The 24,942-nt window shown below is 72.6% G+C and carries 21 protein-coding genes; 10 read left to right on the top strand and 11 right to left on the bottom strand.

From position 1 onward, the window contains the following. Nucleotides 1-14 precede the first annotated feature (14 nt). Both ACZ5NW_RS01660 and ACZ5NW_RS01665 read left to right on the top strand, forming a co-directional pair. Nucleotides 15-1,757 carry a pyruvate dehydrogenase gene (locus ACZ5NW_RS01660; protein WP_468741686.1) on the top strand — a complete coding sequence of 581 codons (1,743 nt, stop codon included), beginning with the start codon at nt 15-17 and terminating at the stop codon, nt 1,755-1,757. Between the two features lie 338 nt (nt 1,758-2,095). After that, nucleotides 2,096-2,554 (top strand): ATP-binding protein, encoded by a 459-nt coding sequence (locus ACZ5NW_RS01665; protein ID WP_468741687.1) that lies wholly within the window; start codon nt 2,096-2,098, stop codon nt 2,552-2,554. A gap of 72 nt (nt 2,555-2,626) precedes the next feature. Here the strand turns inward: ACZ5NW_RS01665 and ACZ5NW_RS01670 are convergent, their stop codons facing one another. Further along, nucleotides 2,627-3,661, bottom strand: coding sequence for a DUF2637 domain-containing protein (locus ACZ5NW_RS01670; RefSeq protein WP_468741688.1), 1,035 nt, complete (start codon nt 3,659-3,661; stop codon nt 2,627-2,629). A gap of 315 nt (nt 3,662-3,976) precedes the next feature. Further along, the gene (locus ACZ5NW_RS01675) at nt 3,977-4,804 is read right to left on the bottom strand and encodes a (2Fe-2S)-binding protein (protein WP_468741689.1); all 828 of its coding nucleotides are present in this window, start codon (nt 4,802-4,804) and stop codon (nt 3,977-3,979) included. Between the two features lie 188 nt (nt 4,805-4,992). On the opposite strand from ACZ5NW_RS01675, the gene ACZ5NW_RS01680 reads away from it, so the two are divergent. Beyond that, a complete protein-coding gene (locus tag ACZ5NW_RS01680) occupies nt 4,993-5,757 on the top strand; it encodes a GntR family transcriptional regulator (RefSeq protein ID WP_468741690.1) in 765 nt (254 codons plus the stop codon). 42 nt (nt 5,758-5,799) lie between these two features. Here the strand turns inward: ACZ5NW_RS01680 and ACZ5NW_RS01685 are convergent, their stop codons facing one another. Continuing rightward, entirely contained in the window at nt 5,800-6,576 is a 777-nt protein-coding gene (locus ACZ5NW_RS01685; protein WP_468741691.1) for a hypothetical protein, read from the bottom strand. A gap of 129 nt (nt 6,577-6,705) precedes the next feature. Next, on the bottom strand, nt 6,706-8,379 hold the full coding sequence (locus ACZ5NW_RS01690; RefSeq protein WP_468741692.1) for a PucR family transcriptional regulator: 1,674 nt from the start codon (nt 8,377-8,379) through the stop codon (nt 6,706-6,708). Nucleotides 8,380-8,748: 369 nt separating this feature from the next. On the opposite strand from ACZ5NW_RS01690, the gene ACZ5NW_RS01695 reads away from it, so the two are divergent. The 5 genes from ACZ5NW_RS01695 (at nt 8,749) to ACZ5NW_RS01715 (ending at nt 15,444) form a co-directional block, all read left to right on the top strand. Then, nucleotides 8,749-9,639, top strand: a complete 891-nt coding sequence (locus ACZ5NW_RS01695; RefSeq protein WP_468741693.1) for an FAD binding domain-containing protein — start codon at nt 8,749-8,751, stop codon at nt 9,637-9,639. Then, on the top strand, nt 9,639-10,208 hold the full coding sequence (locus ACZ5NW_RS01700) for a (2Fe-2S)-binding protein (RefSeq protein WP_468741694.1): 570 nt from the start codon (nt 9,639-9,641) through the stop codon (nt 10,206-10,208). Before ACZ5NW_RS01695 ends, ACZ5NW_RS01700 begins: the two co-directional genes overlap by 1 nt. Before the next feature lie 2 nt (nt 10,209-10,210). Next, nucleotides 10,211-12,595, top strand: a complete 2,385-nt coding sequence (locus ACZ5NW_RS01705) for a xanthine dehydrogenase family protein molybdopterin-binding subunit (RefSeq protein ID WP_468741695.1) — start codon at nt 10,211-10,213, stop codon at nt 12,593-12,595. A gap of 171 nt (nt 12,596-12,766) precedes the next feature. Then, a complete protein-coding gene (locus ACZ5NW_RS01710; RefSeq protein ID WP_468741696.1) occupies nt 12,767-14,224 on the top strand; it encodes an NCS2 family permease in 1,458 nt (485 codons plus the stop codon). A gap of 38 nt (nt 14,225-14,262) precedes the next feature. Next, the gene (locus tag ACZ5NW_RS01715; RefSeq protein ID WP_468741697.1) at nt 14,263-15,444 is read left to right on the top strand and encodes an XdhC family protein; all 1,182 of its coding nucleotides are present in this window, start codon (nt 14,263-14,265) and stop codon (nt 15,442-15,444) included. 37 nt (nt 15,445-15,481) lie between these two features. Here the strand turns inward: ACZ5NW_RS01715 and ACZ5NW_RS01720 are convergent, their stop codons facing one another. After that, nucleotides 15,482-15,922 carry an SRPBCC family protein gene (locus ACZ5NW_RS01720; RefSeq protein WP_468741698.1) on the bottom strand — a complete coding sequence of 147 codons (441 nt, stop codon included), beginning with the start codon at nt 15,920-15,922 and terminating at the stop codon, nt 15,482-15,484. A 143-nt stretch (nt 15,923-16,065) separates the two neighbouring features. Between ACZ5NW_RS01720 and ACZ5NW_RS01725 the strand changes: the two genes are divergently transcribed. Next, a complete protein-coding gene (locus ACZ5NW_RS01725; protein ID WP_468741699.1) occupies nt 16,066-17,076 on the top strand; it encodes a DUF2278 family protein in 1,011 nt (336 codons plus the stop codon). A gap of 66 nt (nt 17,077-17,142) precedes the next feature. Here ACZ5NW_RS01725 and ACZ5NW_RS01730 read toward each other — a convergent pair whose 3' ends face one another. The 3 genes from ACZ5NW_RS01730 to ACZ5NW_RS01740 form a co-directional block, all read right to left on the bottom strand. After that, nucleotides 17,143-17,907 (bottom strand): polysaccharide deacetylase family protein, encoded by a 765-nt coding sequence (locus ACZ5NW_RS01730; RefSeq protein WP_468742954.1) that lies wholly within the window; start codon nt 17,905-17,907, stop codon nt 17,143-17,145. Between the two features lie 86 nt (nt 17,908-17,993). Continuing rightward, nucleotides 17,994-19,442, bottom strand: coding sequence for a family 43 glycosylhydrolase (locus tag ACZ5NW_RS01735; protein WP_468741700.1), 1,449 nt, complete (start codon nt 19,440-19,442; stop codon nt 17,994-17,996). Nucleotides 19,443-19,568: 126 nt separating this feature from the next. Further along, nucleotides 19,569-20,501 (bottom strand): DMT family transporter, encoded by a 933-nt coding sequence (locus ACZ5NW_RS01740; protein WP_468741701.1) that lies wholly within the window; start codon nt 20,499-20,501, stop codon nt 19,569-19,571. Nucleotides 20,502-20,522: 21 nt separating this feature from the next. On the opposite strand from ACZ5NW_RS01740, the gene pdxR reads away from it, so the two are divergent. Beyond that, nucleotides 20,523-22,187 (top strand): MocR-like pyridoxine biosynthesis transcription factor PdxR, encoded by a 1,665-nt coding sequence (gene pdxR, locus ACZ5NW_RS01745; RefSeq protein ID WP_468741702.1) that lies wholly within the window; start codon nt 20,523-20,525, stop codon nt 22,185-22,187. Between the two features lie 25 nt (nt 22,188-22,212). On the opposite strand, the gene ACZ5NW_RS01750 is transcribed toward pdxR, so the two are convergent. From ACZ5NW_RS01750 to modA, 3 genes are read right to left on the bottom strand one after another with little or no spacing between them, the layout of a single operon-like run. Further along, entirely contained in the window at nt 22,213-23,289 is a 1,077-nt protein-coding gene (locus ACZ5NW_RS01750) for an ABC transporter ATP-binding protein (RefSeq protein WP_468741703.1), read from the bottom strand. Next, complete coding sequence (locus tag ACZ5NW_RS01755; protein ID WP_468741704.1) at nt 23,286-24,077, bottom strand: ABC transporter permease; 792 nt, start codon at nt 24,075-24,077, stop codon at nt 23,286-23,288. Before ACZ5NW_RS01755 ends, ACZ5NW_RS01750 begins: the two co-directional genes overlap by 4 nt. Beyond that, entirely contained in the window at nt 24,074-24,898 is an 825-nt protein-coding gene (modA, locus tag ACZ5NW_RS01760; protein WP_468741705.1) for a molybdate ABC transporter substrate-binding protein, read from the bottom strand. The genes ACZ5NW_RS01755 and modA overlap by 4 nt, the downstream gene beginning before the upstream one ends. Nucleotides 24,899-24,942 lie beyond the last annotated feature (44 nt).

Below are 24,942 nucleotides of genomic sequence, written 5' to 3' on the forward strand. Positions count from 1 at the left end.
GGGTGCATCGAGCCATGGCCAAGCGGACCGTCGCCGAACAGTTCACGGACATCCTTGTCGAGGCGGGGGTGAAACGCCTCTACGGCGTCGTCGGGGACAGCCTCAACCCCGTCGTGGACGCCGTGCGCCGCAACTCCGCGATCGACTGGATCCAGGTCCGCCACGAGGAGACCGCCGCGTTCGCCGCCGGCGCCGAGGCACAGATCACCGGGAGGCTCGCGGCGTGCGCGGGCTCCTGCGGCCCCGGCAACCTGCACCTCATCAACGGCCTCTACGACGCCCACCGCTCCATGGCCCCGGTGCTCGCCCTCGCCTCCCACATCCCCTCCAGCGAGATCGGCCTCGGCTACTTCCAGGAGACCCACCCCGACCAGCTGTTCCGCGAGTGCAGCCACTACAGCGAGCTGATCTCCAGCCCCCGGCAGATGCCGAGACTGCTCCAGACCGCCATCCAGCACGCCGTCGGGCGGTCCGGCGTCAGCGTCGTCGCCCTGCCCGGCGACATCGCCGCCGAGCCCGCGCCCGAGAAGGCCGCCGAGACCGCCCTGGTCACGGCCCGGCCCACCGTCCGCCCCGGCGACGCCGAACTCGACCGGCTCGTCGAGCTGATCGACGGGGCCGAGCGGGTCACCCTGTTCTGCGGCAGCGGCACGGCCGGCGCGCACGCGGAGGTCATGGAGTTCGCGCAGAAGGTCAAGTCCCCGGTGGGACACGCCCTGCGCGGCAAGGAGTTCATCCAGTACGACAACCCCTACGACGTCGGCATGAGCGGACTCCTCGGCTACGGCGCCGCCTACGAGGCCACCCACGAGTGCGACCTGCTGATCCTGCTCGGCACCGACTTCCCGTACAACGCCTTCCTGCCCGACGACGTGAGGATCGCGCAGATCGATGTGCGCCCCGAAGTGCTGGGCCGCCGTGCGAAGGTGGACCTGGCGGTGTGGGGCGACGTCCGGGAGACGCTGCGCTGTCTCGTCCCGCGCGTGCGGGAGAAGACCGACCGGCGCTTCCTCGACCGGATGCTGAAGAAGCACGCCGACGCGCTGGAGGGAGTGGTGCGGGCGTACACCCGCAGGGTGGACAAGCATGTGCCGATCCACCCCGAGTACGTGGCGTCCGTGCTCGACGAACTCGCCGCCGACGACGCCGTGTTCACCGTGGACACCGGGATGTGCAATGTGTGGGCCGCCCGGTACATCACCCCCAACGGTCGCCGTCGCGTCATCGGGTCCTTCTCCCACGGCTCGATGGCGAACGCGCTGCCGATGGCCATCGGCGCCCAGTTCACCGATCGTCGCCGGCAGGTCGTGTCGATGTCCGGCGACGGCGGATTCTCCATGCTGATGGGCGACTTCCTGACGCTGGTGCAGTACGACCTCCCCGTGAAGGTCGTTCTGTTCAACAACTCCTCGCTCGGCATGGTGGAGTTGGAGATGCTGGTCGCCGGACTGCCCTCGTACGGCACCACGAACAGGAACCCCGACTTCGCCGCCGTCGCCCGCGCCTGCGGCGCCCACGGCATCCGGGTGGAGAAGCCGAAGCAGCTCGCCGGCGCCCTCAAGGACGCCTTCCGGCACAAGGGCCCCGCCCTCGTCGATGTCGTCACCGACCCCAACGCCCTGTCCATCCCCCCGAAGATCAGCAGGGAGATGGTCACCGGCTTCGCGCTGTCCGCCTCGAAGATCGTGCTGGACGGCGGCGTCGGCCGCATGCTCCAGCTCGCCCGCTCCAACCTCCGCAACGTGCCCCGGCCTTAGGCGGCGCGGCCCCGTGACGCGTTCGAGGCCCGTCGGCGGGATCGCGTTTCGGCCAAATTCGGGGGGCGGGTCGTGGGCGGGTCCGGCGGGGCAGGGGTGTGGTGGCCCGATGTTCGGGATCAACAGCCCCAATTCTTAACGGAGTTCGGCCGCCAGGAACGGCCCGGTCGGTATCCGGGTACCTGGGCGTGGCCGAAGGGGCGGCCGTCGGGGATGCGGCAGGACTGGGCCGGTGCCCAGGGGGGCAAGGATCCCCGTGTACGTGTTCGAGCAGGAGGGGAACCGACATCGGCGCGCGGGCGGGGGTCATGAAGAGGCAGGCACGAGGCAGCGGTCCCATGACGATCGCGGGTACCTCGGCGGACCGGGGGACGGAACAGGAGACGACCGACAGCGCTCCGGGGCGGCCGCAGTCACACCGACTGCGGCGCAGACTGGGGCGGTCGGACCTGCGGGCGGTGCCCGAGGCCCGGCGGGAGATGCGCGAACTCCTCCGGCACTGGGGGAGGCCGGGACGCTCCGACATCGCGGAGCTGCTCACCAGCGAGCTCGTCACCAACGCGCTCGTCCACACCGACCACGACGCGGTCCTGACCGCGACCGTGGGACCCTCCGGCCTGCGGGTGGAGGTCAGGGACTTCGTGGCCGCGAGGCCCCGGGTGCGCGTGCCGGACGCCGACGACGGCACGCACGGCCGGGGCCTGCTTCTCGTGGAGTCCCTCGCCGACGCGTGGGGGGTGTGCTCGCACGCCGTCGGCAAGGCGGTGTGGTTCGAACTGGGCACGGACGCGGCCTGACGGAAAACGGGACGGGGTGCGGCTCTTCGCCGCACCCCGTCCCGTCGTATGTCCGAGGTCGTGCCCCCGGTCTCAGCCGAACTGCTGCTCCAGGTCCTTGAGCTTGCGCTCCAGGGAGTCGAGGCGCGGCAGGGCCATGGTGTCGTCCTCCGCGGTGAGGTCGACGGTGATCGGGTCAGAACCGCTGCGGACGGGCTGCAACGAGGGACGGGCGCGTACGGGCAGCTGCTCCGCCGCGGATATGGCAGGCTCCGCGGTGACGCGCTCGCCGCCTCGCTCGACGGGCATCTCCAGCTCGCGTCCGCCCCGGCCGATCAGGCCGCGGTGGCCCCGGCTGAGCGCCTTCAGCTGAGCCCGCTCCACGCGCTGCTGGTCGCGGCGGCGCAGTCGGTTCTCCTCCTTCTGGCGCTTGTCCTCGCGCACCTCCTCGACGGCCTCGTCCAGGCTGCGCACACCCTCCAGGAGCATGAGCGACCAGGCGCGGTAGGTCTCGCGGGGGGCCCGCAGCCAGCGCACGATGCGGATCTGCGGAAGGGGACGCGGCACCAGGCCCTGCTCGCGCAGCGCGGCCCGGCGGGTCTGCTTCAGCGCGCGGTCGAACAGTACGGCCGCCGACAGCGACATGCCGGAGAAGAACTGCGGGGCGCCGTCGTGGCCGAGGCCGCGCGGCGCGTGCACCCAGTTGAACCAGGCCGCGGCGCCCGCGAAGGCCCATACGAGTATCCGGGAGCCGAGGGCCGCGTCACCGTGGCTGGCCTCGCGCACCGCGAGCACGGAGCAGAACATGGCCGCTCCGTCCAGGCCGAACGGCACCAGGTACTGCCAGCCGTCGGTGAGGCCCAGGTTCTGCTCGCCGAAGCCCACCAGACCGTGGAAGGAGAGCGCGGCCGCGACGGCCGCACAGCAGAAGAGCAGCACATAGGAGGCGGTGCCGTATATGGCCTCCTTGCGCCGACGGCGCTCCTCGCTGCGCTCCCAGGAATCCTCGGTCTTGGCGTGCTCCCCGGATCGCTTGCTGCGCGCGAGCACCGCCACCGCCGCCAGCATGCCCAGGAGCAGTACGGCGCCCGGAAGCAGCCAGTTCAGCGATATGTCGGTCAGTCTCATCTGGGGTCCCTTGCATTGGGATAGGGCGTAACGCCCGCCATAGTGGCCCACTCCCAGCAGCCCTCAGGGGGTTTCGGGGCAAGAGGCCGCCAAGGAAGTGCAAGGGAATGCCCAGGGCGACGTTCTGCTCGAACTGCCGCTTGAGGGGCGGGAGTTGAGTTCGAATAAGACTACCCGTACGGGTGGTTCCACGGAAAGTTCCCGCGACAGGTGAGGAAGTTGTGAACCACCCGTAACCTACGGCGGCCTCGTCGGCGTCGATCATACGGGACGGGAGGGCTCCGCCCGCGCCCGGGTGACGCGTCTGAGGGGGCCTCAACCCGCGGCGGCCGCCACGAGTTTGGCGACCCGGTCGGCGTCGCAGGTGCGCGGGCAGGTGGCGCAGGTGTCCTGGGGGCGCACGGTGTAGAACATGCAACAGCTCGCCCGGTCCCGGGTGGCCAGCGACTCGCCGTTCGGGCCGGTCAGCTCGCGGAACGCCGCCGATCCGACGTAGGGCCGGGTGGCGCCGGGCAGCAGCAGCTCCAGCTCGTGCCGGGCGCGGTCCTGCTCGCCGAGCAGATGGGCGACGTACCACAGGCCCTCGACGACCTCGTCGGTCACCATGCCCCACAGGGCCCGCCCGCCGCGCCGCATGCGCGGGCCGAAGCCGGCGAGGAGCGGCTCGTGGTGCTCGGCGACCGCGGCGCGCACCTCCGCGCGCAGCGCCTCCTCGTCCGCGACCACCCGGGCGCCGGGCAGCGCGGCCGCCGGATCGTCGGGCAGGCACGCGAAGGACGCGGGCGGCCGGACCGCCAGGCGCATACCGTCGCCGGTGCGGTCGTAGGAGACGTGGGTCACGGGGTAGCGGGGGACCCGGCGGTGCAGGAACCACGGGACGGTGATCAGCAGGCAGGCCGGCCAGGCGTAGCGGTGCAGGCCGAAGCTCGCTATGACGTCGGGGCGGGCCTGCTGCCCGTAGTCGCGCAGCACCTGGACGTCGTCCCAGGAGAGGAAGGCGTCGAGCGCGGGGCCGCCCTCCGCGAGCGCGGTGGCGGCGACCCAGCCGCCGCCCCGGGGAGCCGGTTCGCCGTGTGCGAGCGTTCGTACGGTCAGGCGGGGGAAGGCCTCCGCGAGGCGGGCGTACGCGTCCGTCACAGGCATGCCGGGGCCACCGTTTCCGTCAGTCGTCGCGCGGCCGTTTCGGCAGCGATTGAAGGTAAGCCTTACCTTACCTGTCCCCTGGGTGGATTTGAACTCTCGCCCGGTGCGCCTAAGGTGCTTGACGGACGAGTAACAACCGGCCGTAATGACCCCAAGTACCGACAAGCCCGGAGCCAGAGGAGGACCCCGTGAAACAGGGCACGCACGGCTCCGGCGAGACGACGGCCGGGGCGCGGGTGCCGGCGCAGCCGCGCGCGGCGGACGTCGGCCGGGAGCGGCGGACGCCCGAGCCGCCCGGCGGCCTCCCCGCCGCCCGGGGCGAGCACACGCACGGCGAGGCGCCGATCCCGCGGCCCCGGCCCCTGGTGCAGCGGTCCTCGGTGCGCGGACAGATCCTCGACGCCCTGCGCAGGGCCCTGGACTCCGGCGAGCTGACGCCCGGCGAGGTGTACTCGGCGCCGGTCCTCGGGGAGCGCTTCGGGGTCTCGGCGACGCCTGTGCGGGAGGCCATGCAGCAGCTGGCCCTCGAAGGCGCCGTCGAGGTCGTGCCCAACCGGGGCTTCCGGATCGTCGAGCGCGGGGCGCGCGAGCTCGCGGAGCTCGCCGAGGTGCGGTCGCTCATCGAGGTGCCGATGGTGCTGCGGCTCGCGCGCACGGTGCCGGCCGAGCGGTGGGCCGAACTGCGGCCGCTCGCCGAGGCGACCGTGCGGGCGGCGGCCTCCGGGTGCCGGGCGACGTACGCCGAGTCCGACCGCGCCTTCCACCGGGCGGTGCTCGCTCTCGCGGGCAACGAGCAGCTGGTCCGGCTCGCCGAGGACCTGCACCGCCGGACCCAGGGCCCTTCGTCCGCCCGGCTCATCGCCGACGCGGCCGACCACATGGCCCTGCTGGACGCCCTCGCCGCACGGGACCTGGACGCCGTACAGATGCTGGTGCGGGGGCACTTCGGCTGAGCAGCACGCCTCCCGCGGGTGCCCCCGCGGGTGTCCGCCGCGCTACGCCGTCGCCGCCTCCGGTCCCGCCAACTGTCGGGCCAGCCAGGTCGGTACGCCCCCGAGCAGCCGGAAGAGTCTCCTCGCCTCCTCCCGCAGGCGGGACGCCTCCGGTTCCGTCTCCGCGTCCGCCAGGGACACCAGCGCCGGGGCCGTGCCCACCAGGTAGCCCAACTCCTCGCGGATGCGCAGGGATTCGGCGAAGCCGTGCCGGGCCTCCGCCAACTCGCCGTCCCGCAGGGCCAGTCCCGCGAGATGGCGCCAGGTGAAGGACAGCAGCAGCGCGTCGGAGTGCGCCGTGGCGGCCGCGTGCGCCCTGCGGTACGCCGCCCGCGCCGCCTGCGGGGAGCGTGCCAGGTTCTCCGCCAGCAGCCCCCGGCGGAAGTCCAGCAGCGCCCGGCCCGCCGCCCCCGGAGGGATCAGCGCCGCCGCCCGGCCGAGCGCGGCGCGGGCCTCGTCGGCGCGGTCGCGGACACCGTGCAGCGTGGCGGCGTAGGCGAGTTGGCCCCGTTCGCAGGCGGCGGCGCCGCGCTCGTCGTCGGTGTGCGCGAGCGCCTCCGCCGTACGCAGCGCGTCCTCCGCGTCCTCCCAGCCCCGCTCGGTGTACAGACACCGTTCGACCAGCAGCGCGGCCCGTTGCAGCGAGCCGGGCGCGGTGTCGGCCGGCAGCAGGGCGGCCGCGTCGGCCCAGCAGGCCCGCGAGCGCAGCCGCCACACCGCGGTCTGGAGCGGATCGTCACCATCGGTAGTTCCCTCACCAGACATGGCGGTCTGCGCCACTTGCCCTCCCCATTAGCACGCCATCGAGCTCTTGAGTGGTGGCCGCATCTCAGCACGGATGGACCGGTGCAGCCAAGAGGATGGGTGAAAGAATTCACAAAGTCGGGGGAGTCCCGCGGGTCACAGGTTTCAGCTCATGCGCAGCGCCAGGAAGAAGTCCAGCTTGTCCTCCAGGCGCGACAGGTCCCGGCTCGTCAACTGCTCGATGCGGCCCACCCGGTAGCGCAGCGTGTTGACGTGCAGGTGGAGCCGGGAGGCGCAGCGCGTCCAGGAGCCGTCGCAGTCGAGGAACGCCTCCAGCGTGGGGATCAGCTCGGCCCGGTGCCGGCGGTCGTAGTCGCGCAGCGGGTCGAGGAGCCGGGCCGTGAAGGCGCGGCGGACGTCGTCGGGGACGAAGGGCAGCAGCAGGACGTGCGAGGCGAGTTCCTGGTGGCCCGCCGCGCAGACCCGGCCCGGTCGCGCCGCCGCGACCCGGCGGGCGTGCCGGGCCTCCTCCAGCGCGCCGCGCAGGCCCTCCGCCGAGTGCACCGCCGCGCTCACGCCCAGGGTGAGGCGGCCGTCGTCGTCCAGCCCGGCCGACAGAGGGTCGCGCACCGACGCCAGGAGGGCGTCGGCGAGGACGCCGGTCTCGGAGCCGTCCTGCTCGGCCGCCATCGCCGGAAGCGGAACCAGGGCGATCGCCTCGTCACCCGTGTGGGCGACGGCGATCCGGTCGGACGGCTCCGGGCCGGTCGCCAGCGGGTCGACGAGGATCTCCTCCAGCAGCGACTGCGCCACCGCGCCGGTCTCCACCTCCCCGCCGTCCCACTCCACCCGGGCCACGACCACCTGCCAGTGCGGGGCCGCGCCCAGGCCGGGCAGCAGCACCGGGGCCGCCACCCGCAGCCGGGCGGCGATCTCGGCGGGCGCCGCGCCCGTCTGCACCAGCTCCAGGACCTCCTGGGCGAGGCGGCGGCGGACCGTGCGGGCCGCGTCCCGGCGGTCGCGCTCGACCGCGATCAGCTGGGTGACGCCCTGCAGCAGGTCGAGCCGCTCGTCCGCCCAGTCCCCGGCGTCCGCCTCCACGGCCAGCAGCCAGTCCGACAGCACGCTCTCCCGCACGTCCCGCCCGCCCTGCGGGGAGCGGCCGCTGCCACGGACCGGGAACAGCGAGTACGTCGCCGGGCCGACCGTCACCCGGTAGGGGCCCCGGCGGCCGGTGCGCACCGCCGCCAGATGCTCGGCCGCCAGCTTCGCGCACACGTCGGCGGGCAGCCCGCCGGCGGCGAGCTCGGAGCCCGCGATCAGCCGGCCGGTGGGGGAGAGCACCCAGGCGCGCAGGTCCAGGTCGGAGCCGAGCAGGTCCAGTACGACGTCCGGGCCGCCGCCCGCCGGGCCCGAGGTCATCATCCGCCGGTGCCGGTCCACCACGGCCGCCAGGTCCCCGGCGCGCTCGCCGCTGACCTGCCGCACCACGTGCTCGGTGATGGTCGCGAACGCCACCGACTCGTGCACGGCGAACAGCGGCAGCCGGTGCCGGGCGCAGGCCACGACGAGGTCCTCGGGGACGTCCCCGAGCTCGGCCTCGCCGGCCGCCAGCGCGGCCACCCCGGCCTGCGTCAGGATCCGTACGAACGGCTCGGAGTCGTCGGCGTCCCGGCGCCACGCCAGACCGGTGAGCACCAGCTCGCCGCCGGAGAGATAGCGGCTGGGATCCCGCAGATCCGTCGTCATCACACCGCGCACGGTGCGGTCCAGCTCGTCCTCGCCACCGAGCAGCCGCAGGCCCAGCGCGTCCGTGTCCAGCAGTGCGCGCAGCCGCATTCTTGTCGCCGCCGTTCCTTGTCTCGAAATCTACGATGAATCATGAGGGCTCCGCCGGGAGGAGTCCCGGGCGCGGGGGTCCTCGGCAGCCGCTCGGGGCCGTCGCGAGCCGCACTCGTCGATGGCCTGGGTGTTTCCTACGTTTCCACAGGAAAACCAGGAGGTTACTGATGACCTCCGTTCATACGAATCTACAAGATGCCCGGCCTGGCCAGCCAACTCCTTCATGGTTTCCGTGACTGACCCGGTCGCAGTAAGGCGCTGTGTACTGACCCCACTCCGCGTGAACAGCACATGAACGAGCCGGGCCCGCCGCACCTGATCTGGCTCGATCCGTACGACCCCCGATGATGAAGAAGAGAGCCGGTCATGGACTTCCTTCGCCCCGCCAGCTGGGAGGAGGCGCTCGCCGCGAAGGCCGAGCACCCCACCGCTGTGCCGATTGCGGGTGGCACCGATGTGATGGTCGAGATCAACTTCGACCACCGGCGGCCCGAGTACCTCCTCGACCTCAACCGCGTCGGTGACCTCTACGAGTGGGAGGTCGGCGAGGACAGTGTGCGGCTCGGTGCCTCCGTCCCCTACACGAGGATCATGGAGAACCTGCGGGCCGAGCTGCCCGCCCTGGCCCTGGCCTCGCACACCGTCGCCTCCCCGCAGATCCGCAACCGCGGCGGCGTCGGAGGCAATCTCGGCACCGCCTCGCCGGCCGGCGACGCCCACCCCGCCCTGCTGGCGGCCGGCGCCGAGGTCGAGGTGGAGTCGGTGCGCGGCTCCCGCCGCATCCCCATCGACGCGTTCTACACCGGCGTGAAGCGCAACGCCCTCGCGCCCGACGAGCTGATCCGCGCCGTCCACATCAAGAAGGCCGACGGCCCGCAGCAGTACTCCAAGGTCGGCACCCGCAACGCCATGGTCATCGCCGTGTGCGCCTTCGGCCTCGCCCTGCACCCGCGGACACGGACCGTCCGTACGGGGATCGGCTCGGCCGCTCCTACGCCCATCCGGGCCAAGGCCGCCGAGGAGTTCCTGAACGCGGCGCTCGACGAGGGCGGCTTCTGGGACAACGGAAAGATCATCACCCCCTCGGTCGCCAAGCAGTTCGCGGACCTGTGCGCCGCCGCCTGCAACCCGATCGACGACGTCCGGGGCACCGCGAGCTACCGCCGCCACGCGGTGGGCGTCATGGCGCGCCGCACGCTGACCTGGACCTGGGAGTCGTACCGCGGCACCGCCGCTCACACGGAGGGAGTCGCGTAATGCGCGTCAATTTCACGGTCAATGGCCGTCCGCAGGAGGCCGACGACGTCTGGGAGGGCGAGTCCCTGCTGTACGTGCTCAGGGAGCGACTCGGGCTGCCGGGTTCCAAGAACGCCTGCGAGCAGGGCGAGTGCGGTTCCTGCACGGTCCGCCTGGACGGTGTGCCGGTGTGTGCGTGTCTGGTCGCGGCGGGCCAGGTGGAAGGCCGTGACGTGGTGACCGTCGAGGGTCTCGCCGACTTCGCCAAGCAGCGTGCCTGTGGCTCCACTTGCGGGACCTCGCTCGACGAGGCGAAGCAGTGGGCCGCCAAGGGCCAGGACTCCCAGACCGGTGAGGGCGCCGAACTCGCCCCGATCCAGCAGGCGTTCATCGACGCCGGCGCCGTCCAGTGCGGCTTCTGCACCCCGGGTCTGCTGGTCGCCGCCGACGAGATGCTGGAGCGCAACCCCAACCCGACCGACGCGGACATCCGCGAGGCCCTGTCGGGCAACCTGTGCCGCTGCACGGGCTACGAGAAGATCATGGACGCGGTCCGCCTGGCGGCCGCCCGGCAGTCAGAGGGGGTCTGAGCATGCCCGCCAACGGCGCTCCTACGAAGATCACGCAAGGCTCCCCGACCAAGGGCGGCATCGGCGAGTCCACGCTCCGCCCGGACGGCACCCTCAAGGTCACCGGCGAGTTCGCGTACTCGTCCGACATGTGGCACGAGGACATGCTCTGGGGCCAGATCCTGCGCTCCCCCGTCGCCCACGCCGAGATCGTCTCGATCGACACGAGCGAGGCACTGAAGACCCCCGGCGTCTACGCCGTCATGACGTACGACGATCTGCCGACCGATGTGAAGAACTACGGCCTGGAGATCCAGGACACCCCGGTCCTGGCGCACGGCAAGGTGCGCCACCACGGCGAGCCCGTCGCCATCGTCGCCGCCGACCACCCGGAGACCGCCCGCCGCGCCGCCGCCAAGATCAAGGTGGAGTACCGCGAGCTGCCCGTCATCACCGACGAGGCCTCCGCGACCGCGCCGGACGCGATCCTCGTGCACGAGAACCGCACCGACCACCACATCGGGCACGTCCCGCACCCGAACATCGTCCACCGCCAGCCGATCGTCCGGGGCGACGCCAACGAGGCCGCGAAGAAGGCCGACGTCATCGTCCGGGGCGAGTACTACTTCGGCATGCAGGACCAGGCCTTCCTCGGGCCCGAGTCCGGTCTCGCGGTGCCCGAGGAGGACGGCGGCGTCCACCTCTACATCGCCACCCAGTGGCTCCACTCCGACCTGCGCCAGATCGCGCCCGTCCTCGGCCTGCCCGAGGAGAAGGTGCGCATGACGCTGGCCGGCGTCGGCGGCGCGTTCGGCGGCCGCGAGGACCTGTCCATGCAGATCCACGCCTGCCTGCTCGCGCTGCGCACCGGCAAGCCCGTCAAGATCGTCTACAACCGCTTCGAGTCCTTCTTCGGCCACGTCCACCGCCACCCGGCGCGGCTGTACTACGAGCACGGCGCCACGCGCGAGGGCAAGCTCACCCACGTCAAGTGCCGGATCGTGCTCGACGGCGGCGCCTACGCCTCGGCCTCCCCGGCCGTCGTCGGCAACGCCTCCTCCCTCGGCATCGGCCCGTACGTCGTCGACGACGTCGAGATCGAGGCCATCGCCCTCTACACCAACAACCCGCCCTGCGGCGCGATGCGCGGCTTCGGCGCGGTCCAGGCGTGCTTCGCCTACGAGGCGCAGATGGACAAGGTCGCCGACCGGCTCGGCATGGACCGGGTGGAGTTCCGCCGGCTCAACGCGATGGAGCAGGGCACGATCATGCCGACCGGGCAGCCGGTCGACTCCCCGGCGCCGGTCGCCGAACTCCTGCGCCGCGTCAAGGCGATGCCCCTGCCGCCCGAGCGCCAGTGGGAGTCCAGCGAGGGCGCCGACGTACGGCAGCTGCCCGGCGGTCTGTCCAACACCACCCACGGCGAGGGCGTCGTACGCGGTGTGGGCTACGCGGTCGGCATCAAGAACGTCGGCTTCTCCGAGGGCTTCGACGACTACTCCACCGCCAAGGTGCGCATGGAGGTCGTCGGCGGCGAGCCCGTCGCCACCGTCCACACCGCGATGGCGGAGGTCGGCCAGGGCGGCGTCACCGTCCACGCGCAGATCGCCCGCACCGAGCTGGGCGTCGCGCAGGTGACCATCCACCCGGCGGACACCCAGGTGGGCAGCGCCGGTTCGACGTCCGCCTCGCGTCAGACGTACGTCACCGGCGGCGCCGTGAAGAACGCCTGCGAGCTGGTCCGCGAGCGGGTCCTGGAGATCGGCCGCCGCAAGTTCGGTACGTACCACCCGGCCTGGGCCACCGCCGAACTCCTCCTGGAGGGCGGCAAGGTCGTCACCGACGGCGGCGAGGTCCTCGCCGACCTGGCGGACGTCCTGGAGGACGAGGTCGTCGAGATCGAGGAGGAGTGGCGGCACCGGCCGACCGAGCCCTTCGACCTGCGCACCGGCCAGGGCAACGGCCACGTCCAGTACTCCTTCGCCGCGCACCGCGCCGTCGTCGAGGTCGACACCGAACTCGGCCTGGTCAAGGTGGTCGAGCTGGCCTGCGCCCAGGATGTCGGCAAGGCCCTCAACCCGCTGTCCGTCCTCGGCCAGATCCAGGGCGGCACCCTCCAGGGCATGGGCATCGCGGTGATGGAGGAGATCATCGTCGATCCCGTGACCGCGAAGGTCAGGAACCCGTCCTTCACGGACTACCTCCTTCCCACGATCCTCGACACGCCGATCATCCCCGTCGACGTGCTCGAACTCGCCGACGAGCACGCCCCGTACGGGCTGCGCGGCGTCGGCGAGGCCCCCACCCTGTCCTCGACTCCCGCTGTCCTCGCGGCGATCCGCAACGCGACGGGCCTGGAGCTGAACAGGACGCCGGTACGCCCGGAGCACCTCACGGGCACGGCGTAGTCATATCTCTCCGGGCGGCACGGGAACGTCACACTTCGACGTGCCGCCCGGAGTATCCCGTTCGTTCGTCTCGGGCCGTCCCCCGGGTCGTGCGGCCGCAGCACCTTCCCAAATCCCGCACCGCTCACCGTAGTTCGCGGGTGCCCCTTTGAACCTTGGGAGTAGGCCCACATGACCCAGCAGTCACTTGAGCCGACGACCGTTGCCGACGACGCGGGTGAAGGCTCCCGCGTCCCGGCCGGACGGTCCTGGCTCGACCGGTACTTCCACATATCCCAGCGCGGATCCACGGTCGCCCGTGAGGTGCGCGGTGGCGTCACCACCTTCATGGCGATGGCGTACATCCTGCTGCTCAACCCCCTGATCCTGTCCGGAAAGGACGTGGCGGGGGACACGCTCGGCCAGAAGGCCCTGATCACCGCGACGGCGTTCGCGGCGGCCTTCACCACGCTGCTGATGGGCTTCTTCGGCAAGGTACCGCTCGCGCTCGCCGCCGGCCTCTCCGTCTCCGGCGTCCTGTCCTCGCAGGTCGCGCCGCAGATGACCTGGCCGCAGGCCATGGGCATGTGTGTGATGTACGGCGTCGTCATCATGCTGCTGGTCGTCACCGGCCTGCGCGAGATGATCATGAACGCCATCCCGCTGGCCCTCAAGCACGCCATCACCATGGGCATCGGCCTGTTCGTCGCCCTCATCGGCTTCTACAAGGCCGGCTTCGTGCACCAGGGCAAGGCGACCCCGGTGACGCTGGGCCCGACGGGCGAACTCGCGGGCTGGCCGATCCTGTTGTTCGCCGCCACGCTGCTCGCCATCTTCATGCTCCAGGCGCGCGGCGTCCCCGGCGCCATCCTGATCGGCATCGTCGGCGGCACCGTCCTGGCCGTCGTGCTCAACGCGCTCGACGTCGTCGACCCCGGGCAGTGGGCCGGCGGCGCCCCCGAACTCCACGGCAGCGCGGTCTCGATGCCGGACTTCTCGATCTTCGGCGACGTCGAGTTCGGCGGCTGGGGCGAGGTCGGCGCGATGACGGTCGGCATGATCGTGTTCACCCTGGTCCTGGCGGGCTTCTTCGACGCGATGGCGACGATCATCGGCGTCGGTACGGAGGCCGAGCTGGCCGACGAGCAGGGCCGGATGCCGGGCCTGTCGAAGGCGCTGTTCATCGACGGCGCCGGCGGCGCGATCGGCGGCCTGGCGGGAGCCTCGGGCCAGACGGTGTTCGTGGAGTCGGCGACGGGAGTGGGCGAGGGCGCCCGAACCGGCCTGTCCTCCGTCGTCACCGGCCTGTTCTTCGCGGCGTGCCTGTTCTTCACCCCGCTGACGGCGATCGTGCCGGGCGAGGTGGCAGCGGCGGCCCTGGTCGTGATCGGCGCGATGATGATGATGAACGCGCGGCACGTCGACTGGGCGGACCGCGCGACGGCGATCCCGGTGTTCCTGACGGTCGTGATCATGCCGTTCACGTACTCGATCACGGCGGGCGTCGCGGCGGGCGTCATCTCGTACGTCGCCATCAAGGTCGCCCAGGGCAAGGCGCGGGAGATCGGGGCGTTCATGTGGGCCCTGACGGTGATCTTCTTCGTGTATTTCGCCCTGAAGCCCATTGAGAGCTGGATGGGCGTGCACTAGCCGCCCCCTTTACACGACTTCCGTGAGGAGACCGAGAGATGCTGGACATCGCCGAAGAGCTGCACCGGTGGGTCGAGCAGGGACGCGACTTCGCCGTGGCCACCGTGGTGGCCGTCGGCGGCAGCGCCCCTCGCCAGCCCGGCGCCGCCCTCGCGGTCGACGCCGACGGCACGGCGATCGGCTCGGTCTCCGGCGGTTGTGTGGAGGGCGCGGTGTACGAGCTGTGCCGGCAGGCCCTGGAGGACGGGGAGACCGTCCTTGAGCGCTTCGGCTACAGCGACGACGACGCGTTCGCCGTCGGCCTGACCTGCGGCGGCGTCATCGACATCCTCGTCACCCCGGTCCGGTCGGGCGACCCCGCCCGGCCGGTGCTCGCCGGGGCGCTCGCGGCGGCGGCGCGCGGGGCGGCGGCAGCCGTGGCGCGGATCGTGTCCGGACCGGCGGAGCTGCTGGGCCGGGCCCTGCTGGTCCGACCCGAGGGCACGGGGCAGTGGGGTGCCGAGCGGGGTCCGGCCTACGAGGGTGGCTTCGGCGCGCACCCCGAGCTGGACCGTACGGTCGCCGCCGAGGCCGCCGCCTTCCTGGACGCCGGCCGCACCGGCACCCTGGAGATCGGCGAACAGGGCTCGCGCTGCGGCGCCCCGCTGACCGTCCTCGTCGAGTCGTCCGTCCCCCCGCCCCGGATGATCGTGTTCGGCGCGATCGACTTCGCGTCGGCGCTGGTGCGGGTCGGCGCGTTCCTCGGCTACCACGTCACCGTGTGCGACGCGCGCCCGGTCTTCGCGACCCGCGCGCGCTTCCCCGAGGCCGACGACATCGTCGTCGAGTGGCCGCACCGGTATCTGGAGCGCACCCGGACCGACGCGCGCACCGTCCTGTGCGTGCTGACCCACGACGCCAAGTTCGACGTCCCGCTGCTGCGCCTGGCCCTGCGCCTGCCCGTCGCCTACGTCGGCGCGATGGGCTCCCGCCGCACCCACCTCGACCGCAACGAGCGGCTGCGCGCCGTCGGCGTGAGCGAGCTGGAGCTGGCCCGGCTGCGCTCCCCGATCGGCCTCGACCTCGGCGCGCGCACCCCGGAGGAGACGGCCCTGTCGATCGGCGCGGAGATCGTCGCCCACCGGCGCGGCGGCAGCGGCGTCCCCCTCACGGGCGCCCGCATCCCCATCCACCACGACGCGACCGCCCTCCCGGCGGACCGCGTCGACTCGGTGGCCTGACCCCCCTTCGGTGCCCCGGTCCGGTGGCGTACGTCCGTCAGGGCGTGCGCAGCAGCCGGTTGACCGCCCTGCCGAACGTCCAGCGGGCCGTCACGCGCAGCAGCGGGTCGCAGAAGGACGGCAGGGGGCGTACGCGCAGATCCTCCAGCCAGACCACCCGCGCGCGTCCGCCCGGACCCGGCCGGACGTCGATCTCGGCCCAGCCGCGCACCAGGCGGCCGCGCTTCTCCAGCCGGCACAGGCCCGGCTCGCCGTCCGCCGGCGGGCGCCAGACGGTGATCTCCATCCGGTCGGCGACGGACAGCGGGCCCAGCCCCGAACGGGCCACGAACACCGTGCCCTCGTGCGTGGGCGGGGGAGTGAGCACATCGATCCGGGTCAGCGGCACCGCGTCGCCGTGCCGGGACCACTCCGTGAGCCGACGCCAGGCCTCCGCCGGGGAGAGCGGTGCCGTGCGTTCGAGATGGAAGACGACCACGAAGTGATCGTAAAGCCGTCCGGAGCGCGGACCCAGGCGGAACACAGATGTCCAATTGCCCCCACTCCGGATATAATCGGACCTGTTCCCTCTACTCTGTGCGCACGGTGACATCGCGTCCTGCCCCAGGGGAGTTGAGCACCATGCCGTTGAAGAGTTATGGCGTGCTGATCGCGCGCGCGGAGGGCACCCGGCGTGAAGGTGCCGCCGATACCCCGCACTACCAGATCCACCTCACGGACGACACCGGCACGCACTACCGTGCCTCCGTCAACGTGCTGTCGCAGCAGAGCCCTTCGGAGCTGCTCTACCTGCTCGACGACGACCTCCACCACCCCGTCACGGCCCGTCTGGCGGGCCTGGGCAGCGGCTGGAACACGCTGCCGCCGGGCCCCGGCGGCCCCAACCTCGACTTCGTGCGCGGCAATCTGTTCGACCCGGCGAAGATGCGGCCGCTGCCGCCCGAGGTCACCGGCCCGGACAACGACCTCGCCGACCTCCTCGACCACTACGTCCGCCGCGCGGTCGAGACCGAGGACGCCCGGTTGTACATCTTCGGCGAGCGCTGGGGACCCGAAAGCGCCATCGCGGACAAGGTGTTCGGCTTCCTGCCGGGCAACGGCGTGCACGACGTCCATATGAACCAGGGCAACAGCGGCCGGTTCAGAGGGGACGACGGGGTCTGGCAGGACGGCGGCCTGCTGCTGCACTTCCCCTCCGAGCAGCGCTGGGTCGGTATCTTCCTCGCCTTCCAGAGCCAGTCCTGGCACACCGACGACAGCACCGGCCACACGATCCCGGAGGCCGACGGCACCCGCCCCGAGCCCGGTGCGCAGCCCGTGCGGATCGTCGCCGCCCTGGTCAACCCGGCCGGACCGGCCCCGGAGGCCGAGCGGGTCACCCTGCTCAACGCCTCCCCGGAGCCGGTCGACCTCACCGGCTGGCGCCTGCTGGACCGCATCGGCCAGTTCTCCGCCGTCCCGGCGGGTCCGCTCGCCCCCGGCGCCGCGCTGCCCGTGCCGCTCGACGGCGGCGCCCAACTCGGCAACCACGGTGGGGAGATCACCCTCGTCGACGCGGCCGGCCTCAAGGTGCACGGCGTCTCCTACACCGCCGAACAGGCGTCCAGGGAAGGCTGGTCGGTCGTCTTCTGACCGCCCGCCGCACCCCGCGGGGCAGCCCGTCCACCGATCGCCGGGCCCCCGCGGGGCCGTCCTCCGTCAGCGGTACACCTTGCCGGGTTCCGCCCGTCCCGGGGCCAGGAGTTGAGGGACCGTCACAAAGACGAAGCCGCGCGCCTTCAGTGAGTCGATGATGCCGGGCACGGCCGGCACGGTTCCGTCGTAGAGGTCGTGCAGCAGGATGATCCCGTCCCGGTCGGCCTGGTCGAGGACGCGCCGCTCTATCAGGTCGGGGTCGTCCGTCCGGTAGTCCTTGGCGGTCACCGTCCACAGCACCTCGGCGATGCCCAGCTCGCGGCAGACCGCGTGCACGGTGTCGTTCGTGCGGCCCTGCGGCGGGCGCATCAGGGTGGGCCGGTGACCGGTGAGGCGCTCGATCGCCTGGTTCGGCCGCTCCAGCTCCTCGCGTATCTCGTCCGGTTTCAGCTCGGTGAGGATCTTGTGGTCCCAGGTGTGGCTGGCCACCTCGTGACCCTCCGCCGCCATCCGCCGCACCAGCTCCGGGTACTTCTCGATGTGCCGCTGCCCGAGCAGGAAGAAGGTGGCCGGCACCTGCTTCTCCTTCAGGATGTCCAGCAGCCGGGCGGAGTGCTCGCTCGGCCCGGCGTCGAAGGTGAGCGCGATGCACTTCGCCTCACTGCAGTCGACGGTGCCGACCCGGGCCTGGGCGGTGGCCGCGGGCCGCGCGCGCACGGAGCTCGGGGCGGTGGTGTCGAGGCCGCCGCAGCCGGTGAGCGCGAGCGCCAGGCACGCGGCCGCCGCCGAGACGGCGGCGGCACGCAACCCGGACCGCGTTTTCTTCATCATCCTGGTCGGAGAGGGCATGCCGAGACTATACATACCGCGTATACGCCCCGCGTATAGTCCCGGCCGCGTGCCCTCTCGGCCGGTCACTGGGCGTAGAAGGTGGCGTCCCCCCGGTCCGTCGCGGTGCTCGGGGTCTGCACATACAGCTGGTAGTCGTAGTGCCGGACATAGCGGCCGGGGTAGTTGACGGACTCGTAGGAGACACCCGCCGGGTCGGCGAGTCCGGAGCGGCGGTGGAAGGCGGCGTCCGAGGCGAACCCCGTCGTCCCGTCGTTCTTCTCCAGCCACACCTCGAAGTTCCTGTGCCGCAGGTAGTAGCCGGGGAAGTTCGCCGACTCCAGGGAGACCGTGCCGCTGCCGGTCAGCCCCGGCACCACCCGGAACTGCGAGTCCGCGAGCGGGCTGACGTTCGCCTCGATGCGGGCGCGGTAGTCCCAGTGGCGGATGAATCGGTCGGCGTAGTTGTACGAGGAGAAGCGCTGCGGACTGACCCCGTCGGCGACCGGGACGCCGAAGTCGGGGGTGCCGTCGGCCTTCCAGTACAGCTTCTGCACACGGGTGCGGCGGTTGGGGTCGTTCAGCGGGTCGCCGGTGATGTCCTTGTAGGCGCGGTCGTGGTAGACGAGGATGTCCGACCTGCCGTCCTCGGAGACGGTGAAGGAGTTGTGGCCGGGACCGTACTGCGAGGTCGCGGCGTTCGACGTGAAGACCGGTGACGAACCCTTCGACCAGGACGCCGCGTCGGTGAGATCGGCCGTCGCCGACGCGGTCAGCATGCCCAGGCAGTAGTTGGCGTCGGTGGCGCTCGCCGAGTACGTCAGGAAGACCTTGCCGCCGTGCTGGATCACCGCCGGGCCCTCGTTCACCTTGTAACCGACGGTCTCCCAGGGCAGCGTCGGCTGCGAGATCTCCGTCGGAGTCCCCTCGATCGTCCAGGGGTTGGCCAGCTTCGCGATGAACAGGCTGGTGTTGTTGTCCTCGGCCGGATTGCGCTGCGCCCAGGCCAGATAGCGCACGCCGTTCACCACGAAGGTGGTGGAGTCCAGGGAGAAGCTCTCCCATGTGGTCCTGATCTGGCCCTTCTCGGTCCAGGTTGCGGTCAGCGGGTTGGCGCCGGTGCCCTCCAGGACGTACATCCGGATCGCCCACACGTCGGACGTCGACCCGGCCGCGAAGTACACGTACCACTTGCCGTCGATGAAGTGGATCTCCGGCGCCCAGATGTGGGCGCCCATGACGCCACTGCTGTGCTTGGTCCAGATGGTGACCTCCTGGGCCGTCGACAGGCCCTGGAGGGTCGTGGCCCGGCGCAGCACGATCCGGTCGTACTCGGGGACCGTCGCGGTGAAGTAGTAGTAGCCGTCGGTGTGTTTGACGATGTGCGGGTCGGCCCGCTTCTCGGCGATCGGGTTGGTGTACGTCACGGCGGGGGAGTCGGGTGCGGCGGCGTGGACGGGGGCTGCCGGGCCGATCAGGGCGGCGGCGAGGGCCATGAAGGCGGCCGTGAGCAGCCGAACGGCGGTGCGGGTCAAGGGAGTTCTCCGTCCGTAATTTCGAACGTGGTTCGTAACTGCGGCCAGAACATAGGGGGTGGGCATGTTCTCGTCAATGGTTTGGACGGAGGCGGGCTGCCGACCCCCGCCCCCGCCACGGGCGCCTCAGACGGGCGGGTGGACCGTCGCGGGGCGGCTCCCGGCGACCGCCGGATCCGGGGTCCCGGTCCGCCCCGGTCGCAGACCCCCGACCAGGCCGGCGATCACCACGGCGATGCCCAGCCACACCGACGGCCCCGGCGCGCCCGAGCCGGAGGCGGCGCCGACGCCCGCCGCGGCGAGCGGCGCGATGCCGGTGAGCAGTCCGGCCCGCCCCGCCCCCACCGCACGCACCGTCGAGTACCAGAGCACGAACGCGACCGCCGTCACCAGCAGCGCCAGATAGCCGACGGCCGCCCACTGGGCCCCGGTCAGCTCCCCCGCCGCCGACGGACCCTCCACCGTCCAGCCCAAGACGGACAGCAGCGCGCCGCCCAGCCACATCGCGTGCACCGACACCCCCCACGGGCCGTGCCGCCGCAGCACCGGCACCGCCAGCAGCGTGAACGCGGCCTCGCAGCCCAGGGTGAGCGCCGCCCAGGCCACCCCGACGGCGTCGGTCCGGCCCGTCCCCTCCACCAGCACCGCACCCGCCACCACCACGGGCGCGGCCAGCAGCACCTGCCGACTCGGTTTGCGCCGCTCCAGCAGCGGGCCCGCGACGCCGAGCACGACCGGTGCGCAGGCCACCGCGACGGCGACCACGGCGGGCTCCGCGTGCTCGACGCCCCGGACCACGGCCACGTTGAACAGGACCAGCCCGGTGACCGCGACGCCGGCCAGCCAGAGCCATTCCACACCGCGCGGCCGCACCACCCGGGCCCCCGCGAACCGCGCCATGACCAGCAGGAACACGGTGGCGGCGGCGTAGCGGACGGCCTGGGCGGTGAACAGCGGGGCGTCGACGAGGGTGTGCGAGACGGTGACGCTGCTGCCGACCAGCGTCATACCGACCATGCCGGGGACGAGCCGGCCGAGGGAAGCGGAGGGAGTGTCCATACCGGCCACCCTGCCGACACAATGGACGCCATGAACAGGTCCACGACCCCACGGGCCAAGGGGTCCAAAAGGGCGGACGCCCGGCCGGCGGAGACCTCGGCCCCGGCCCCGACCCCGGCCCCGATCTCCGTCTCGGGGTCGGACTTCCTCCAGTTGGACATCGGCCAGGCGCCGCCCGGCGGGCGTACCGCCTGGCTCGCCGAGCGGCTGCGGTCGGCCATCGCCGACGGACGGCTGCCCGTGGGGACCCGCTTGCCGGCCAGCCGGGTGCTCGCCGACGAGCTGCGCGTCACCCGGGGCGTGGTCACCGAGGCGTACCGGCGGCTCGCCGAGTCCGGCCAGATCGCCGGCCGCGGCCGGCTCGGCACGGTGGTCGTGGCGGCTCCGGCCGCCGCCACGAGGCCGACGCCGAAATCAGCGCGCACACCTGAACACCCACCCGCACCCGCACCCCCGCGCCCGCCCGCCCCCGGACGCGAGGTCTTCGGCTCGGCCGACCGTGAGGGGGTCGTCGACGCCCTGCGCGCGCTGCCCTGCCGGATCGATCTCTCCCCGGGCGTCCCCGACCTCGCCGCCTTCCCCCGGACCGCCTGGCTGCGTGCCGAACGCGCCGCCCTCGCCGGGGTCACCCCCGCCGACTTCGGCTACGGCGACCCCCGGGGCGCCCCCGCCCTGCGCCGGGCCGTCGTCGGCTGGCTGGCCCGCAACCGCGGTATCCGCGCCGACCCTGACGAGGTCGTCGTGGTCGCGGGGGTGGCGCAGGCCCTGGGCCTGCTCGGACAGATCCTGCGGGCGGACGGGATCCGCCGTGTCGCCGTCGAGGACCCCGGATCCCTCGGGGCGCGCCAGCAGCTGGAGTACGGGGGTCACGTCACCGTGCCCGTCCCCGTCGACGCCGGCGGGCTCGACGTGGGCGCGCTGCGGGCCGGTGGGGCCCGGGCGGTGCTGATGACGCCGGCCCACCAGTTCCCCACCGGTGTCGTCCTCGACGGGGAACGCCGCCGCGAACTGCTGCGCTGGGCGGCTGACGGCGGGGTGGTGATCGAGGACGACTACGACGCCGAGCACCGTTACGACCGGCCGCCGGTGCCGGCACTGCGCTCGCTGATGCCCGAGGGCGTCTGCTACGCGGGCAGCGTCTCCAAACTGCTCGCGCCCGCGCTCCGGGTCGGCTGGCTCCTCGTCCCACGGGACCGGCTGGACGCCGTGGTGACCGCCAAGCGGTACGCCGACCTCGGCAACGGCGTCCTGACCCAGCTGGTACTGGCCCGGCTGATGGACTCGGGCGAGCTGGAACGGCATCTGCGCCATGTCCGGCGCCGCCACCGCAGGCGCCGGGACGTGATGCTGCGGGCCGTGGCGGAGCATCTGCCCGGCGCCCGTGTGCACGGCGCCGCGGCCGGCCTGCACCTCATGATCACCTTCGGCGACGCGACCGACGGCGTCCCCGGCGGGGGCTTCCGCGGCGGACGACGCCCTGCGCACGGCCGCCCTGGAGCGGGCTTCAGCGACGTCGACCTCGCCGCGGCCGCCCTGGAGCGGGGCGTCAAGGCGCAGCCGCTGTCCTGGCACCGGATCGCCCCCGGGCCACCCGGCCTGGTGCTCGGCTACGCGGCGGGCCCGGCCCACGCGATCGACGAGGGCATCGCCGTCATCGGCGCCGCCCTGCGCGACCTGCGCGCCTGACCTCCGCCCCGCCCGACCGCCTCCCTCACGCCGGGTACGCGTGTGTCTGGGTCGCCTTCACGGTCGCCCAGACCTCCGCTCCGGGGTGCAGGCCGAGTTCCGCCGCGGCCGCCGTCGTCAGGTCGGCGGCCAGCGGGAGCTCGCCGGTGAGGGCGGTGCGGATCTGGTCGCCGTGGGTCTCCAGGCCGGCCACCGCGCAGCGCCAGACGTTGCGGGCGCTGGATCCGGTGGGCCGGTCCCGGTGCAGGGTGACCGCGCTCGGCGGGAAGGCGACGAAGACCGGGCCGGTGAGGTCCTCGGTGGTGGTGATCGCGGGCCCCTCGTCGACGTGGACCGTGTGGCCCTCGGCCCGGCCCCGGTACAGGTTGAGGCCGACGAGATGGGCGATGTAGTCCGTCCGCGGACGGCGGGCGATGTCGGACGGCGTGCCCTCCTGGACGACCCGGCCCTCCTCGACCACCACCAGACGGTCCGCGAGCACCATGGCGTCCAGCGGGTCGTGCGTGACGAGGACGGCGACCGCCTCGAACGCGGCCAGATGGTGACGGAGCTGGGCGCGCACGTCGAGGCGGGTGCGGGCGTCGAGGGCGGCCAGCGGCTCGTCGAGCAGCAGCAGGCGTGGCCGGGTGGCCAGGGCACGGGCGAGCGCGACGCGCTGCGCCTGCCCGCCGGAGAGCCCGCGCGGCTTGCTCGCGGCGTGCTCGGCGAGGCCCATGCGCTCCAGCCAGGCGGCCGCCTCGGCGCGGGCCCGCGCCTTGCCGGCACCGTGGCAGCGCGGTCCGAAGGCCACGTTGTCCAGCGCGGACAGGTGGGGGAAGAGCAGATAGTCCTGGAAGACGACGCCGACCGGGCGGGACTCCGGCGGCGTACGGTCCAACTCCGCGCCGTCCAGCCGCAGATGGCCGCCGGACAGCGCGACGAGCCCGGCGAGGGCGCGCAGGGCGGTGGTCTTGCCGGCGCCGTTGGGCCCGAGGAGCGCGACCACCTCACCGGGCGCCGCGCCGAGGCGCACGTCGAGGCGGAAGGAGCCGCGCTCGACCACCAGATGGGCGTCGAGGCCGTCCCGGGCGGTGTCGCGACGCCCGTCGTGGATCCCGGTCATGAGGCGGTCATCCAGCGGTCACGCAGCCCCGCCAGCACCGCGATCGACACGGCGAGCAGGACCAGGCTGAGGGCGATCGCCGCCTCCGGGTCGTTCTGGAGGGCGAGGTAGACGGCGAGCGGCATGGTCTGGGTGCGGCCGGGGAAGTTGCCGGCGAACGTGATGGTCGCCCCGAACTCGCCGAGCGCCCGCGCCCAGGCCAGCACGGCGCCGGCCGCGACGCCGGGGGCGATCAGCGGCAGCGTGACCCGGCGGAACGCGGTGAAGCGGGACGCGCCGAGCGTACTGGCGGCCTCCTCGTAGCGCGGGTCGGCGGCCCGCAGGGTGCCCTCCACGCTGATCACGAGGAACGGCATCGCGACGAAGGCCTCCGCGACCACCACGCCGGTGGTGGTGAAGGGGAGGGTGATCCCGAACCAGGCGTCCAGCCACCTCCCGACGACCCCGTTGCGGCCCAGCGCCATCAGCAGGGCCACACCGCCCACCACCGGCGGCAGCACCAGCGGCAGGGTCACCAGGGCCCGCACCAGGCCCCGCCCCGGGAAGTCGACCCTGGCCAGCAGCCACGCCAGCGGCACCCCCAGCACCAGGCTCACCGCGGTCGCCGCCGTCGCGCAGACCAGGGAGAGCCGCAGCGCCTGCCACACCTCGGGGCTGGTCAGCAGGTCGGGCATGCTGCTCCAGGGCGCGCGGATCAGCAGCGCGACCAGCGGCAGCACGAGGAACGCCACGCCGATCAGGGCGGGCAGCAGGAGCGGCAGGGGGGCGCCACCGCGTCGTGAGGTCACGGCAGGAGGAAGCCCGCCCCGGTCAGGACCTTCCGGCCCTCGGCGGAGCGCACGAGCGCGATGAACGCCTGGGCGGCCTCGCGGTTCCTGGCGTCCTTGAGCAGGGTGATCGGGTAGTCGTTGACGGCGCCGGCCGATTCGGGGAAGTCCACGCCCTCCACCTTGTCACCCGCGGCCTTCACATCGGTCTTGTAGACGACCGCGGCGTCGGCCTCCTTCAGCACCACCTTGTTCAGAGCGGCCTTGACGTCCTGTTCGTAGGAGACGGGGGTGAGCTTCAGCTTGCTCGCGTCGAGGGCTTTTCGGGCGGCGGCGCCGCACGGCACCGACGTGTCGCACAGCACGACCTTCAGATCCGAGGCGGTGAGGTCCTTCAGGGAGGCGATCTTGTCGGGGTTGCCCGGCAGGGTGGCGATCTCCAGCTGGTTGCGGACGAAGGTGGCCGGCGTGCCGGAGGCGCCCCCGGCGTCGGTGACGATCTTCATCGTCTTGGGGCTGGCCGAGGCGAACACATCGGCGGGGGCACCCCCGTTGATGCTCGCGGCGAGGGAGTCGCTCCCGGCGAAGTTGAAGGTCACCTTGGTGCCCGGGTGAGCCTTCTCGAACTCCTTGCCCAGCGTCGTGAAGCTCTCCTTCAGGGAGGCGGCGGCGAAGACGGTCACCTCGCCGGACAGCTGGTGGGAGGCGGACGCCGAGGAGCCGGACGCGGTGGAGCCGGAGTCCGCGTCGGAGGACGAGCAGGCGCTCAGGGCCAGCAGGGCGGCGGCGCCGACGCCGGTCACCTGCCACGTCCGACGGATTCGGCGCACGGAACGGGTCATCACGGGTCCACTCCCTCAGGTCCTGCGCGAACGCAGCCACGATG

It is taken from the genome of Streptomyces sp. NPDC032126 (assembly GCF_055580085.1).

What these genes read in the sequence shown, in the direction of transcription:
- ACZ5NW_RS01660 (WP_468741686.1), top strand. Translation starts at nt 15, where the DNA reads ATGGCCAAGCGGACCGTCGCCGAACAGTTCACGGACATCCTTGTCGAG.
- ACZ5NW_RS01665 (WP_468741687.1), top strand. Translation starts at nt 2,096, where the DNA reads ATGACGATCGCGGGTACCTCGGCGGACCGGGGGACGGAACAGGAGACG.
- ACZ5NW_RS01670 (WP_468741688.1), bottom strand. Translation starts at nt 3,661, where the DNA reads ATGAGACTGACCGACATATCGCTGAACTGGCTGCTTCCGGGCGCCGTA.
- ACZ5NW_RS01675 (WP_468741689.1), bottom strand. Translation starts at nt 4,804, where the DNA reads ATGCCTGTGACGGACGCGTACGCCCGCCTCGCGGAGGCCTTCCCCCGC.
- ACZ5NW_RS01690 (WP_468741692.1), bottom strand. Translation starts at nt 8,379, where the DNA reads ATGCGGCTGCGCGCACTGCTGGACACGGACGCGCTGGGCCTGCGGCTG.
- ACZ5NW_RS01695 (WP_468741693.1), top strand. Translation starts at nt 8,749, where the DNA reads ATGGACTTCCTTCGCCCCGCCAGCTGGGAGGAGGCGCTCGCCGCGAAG.
- ACZ5NW_RS01700 (WP_468741694.1), top strand. Translation starts at nt 9,639, where the DNA reads ATGCGCGTCAATTTCACGGTCAATGGCCGTCCGCAGGAGGCCGACGAC.
- ACZ5NW_RS01705 (WP_468741695.1), top strand. Translation starts at nt 10,211, where the DNA reads ATGCCCGCCAACGGCGCTCCTACGAAGATCACGCAAGGCTCCCCGACC.
- ACZ5NW_RS01710 (WP_468741696.1), top strand. Translation starts at nt 12,767, where the DNA reads ATGACCCAGCAGTCACTTGAGCCGACGACCGTTGCCGACGACGCGGGT.
- ACZ5NW_RS01715 (WP_468741697.1), top strand. Translation starts at nt 14,263, where the DNA reads ATGCTGGACATCGCCGAAGAGCTGCACCGGTGGGTCGAGCAGGGACGC.
- ACZ5NW_RS01725 (WP_468741699.1), top strand. Translation starts at nt 16,066, where the DNA reads ATGCCGTTGAAGAGTTATGGCGTGCTGATCGCGCGCGCGGAGGGCACC.
- ACZ5NW_RS01730 (WP_468742954.1), bottom strand. Translation starts at nt 17,907, where the DNA reads ATGAAGAAAACGCGGTCCGGGTTGCGTGCCGCCGCCGTCTCGGCGGCG.
- ACZ5NW_RS01740 (WP_468741701.1), bottom strand. Translation starts at nt 20,501, where the DNA reads ATGGACACTCCCTCCGCTTCCCTCGGCCGGCTCGTCCCCGGCATGGTC.
- pdxR (WP_468741702.1), top strand. Translation starts at nt 20,523, where the DNA reads ATGGACGCCATGAACAGGTCCACGACCCCACGGGCCAAGGGGTCCAAA.
- ACZ5NW_RS01750 (WP_468741703.1), bottom strand. Translation starts at nt 23,289, where the DNA reads ATGACCGGGATCCACGACGGGCGTCGCGACACCGCCCGGGACGGCCTC.
- modA (WP_468741705.1), bottom strand. Translation starts at nt 24,898, where the DNA reads ATGACCCGTTCCGTGCGCCGAATCCGTCGGACGTGGCAGGTGACCGGC.